This is a genomic window from Bacteroides sp. RTP31139st1_H2_RTP31139_211217 (assembly GCF_040227615.1).
Classification (GTDB): Bacteria; Bacteroidota; Bacteroidia; order Bacteroidales; family Bacteroidaceae; genus Bacteroides; species Bacteroides uniformis.
In genome coordinates this window covers 1-757 of sequence record NZ_JBCNZM010000310.1, presented here as the reverse complement: position 1 = coordinate 757, position 757 = coordinate 1, and the positions used below count along the sequence as shown (strand labels likewise).

The window sequence follows — 757 nt, the reverse complement described above, 5'->3', positions numbered from 1 at the left end:
CCGCCGTATCATCGACCGCATGGATGCAAGCGAATACTTCACCGTCATCCGCCGCCTGCATTCTCCCGCCGATATGGAGGCTTCTTTCGGAAGAGGGGAGATTGACATGGCGCTTGTTTTCAGCGAGCGTTTCTCGGACAAGCTTTATACCGGCGAGGCGCGCGTGCAGCTTGTCTCCGACGCCACAGACCCCAATATGGCGACTATGCAGGCAGGCTATGCCGCAAACATCATCTCCTCTGCCGGGCAGGAGATGCTTCTGCCGGGAGTGCATGCCGCTGCCATCGTACCCCAGCTCAAGCTGCTGTACAATCCGCAGATGAAGAGTGCCTACAACTTCGTGCCGGGTGTCATGGGGCTTATTCTGATGCTGATTTGCGCCATGATGACCTCCATCTCCATTGTGCGCGAGAAGGAGACGGGGACGATGGAGGTCCTGCTGGTTTCTCCCGTCAAACCGCTTTTCATCATTCTGGCAAAGGCGGTGCCCTATTTTGTGCTGTCGTTTGTCAACTTGACCACCATTCTTCTGCTTTCGGTCTATGTGCTCGATGTTCCCGTGGCGGGCAGCTTGTTCTGGCTGGTGGTGGTGTCGCTGCTATTCATCTTTGTCTCCCTGGCGCTGGGGCTGCTGATTTCTACGGTCACCCGGACGCAGGTTGCCGCCATGCTGGTGTCCGGACTGATGCTGATGATGCCCACCATGTTGCTTTCGGGCATGATATTCCCCATTGAGAGTATGCCCGTTATCCTGCAG

Annotated in this window: 1 protein-coding gene; it reads left to right on the top strand. The window is 56.5% G+C overall.

Annotated elements, in window-relative coordinates; genetic code table 11:
* The coding region (locus ABUA47_RS24390) for an ABC transporter permease (RefSeq protein WP_349832243.1) at positions 1-757 on the top strand (757 nt) is incomplete at both ends.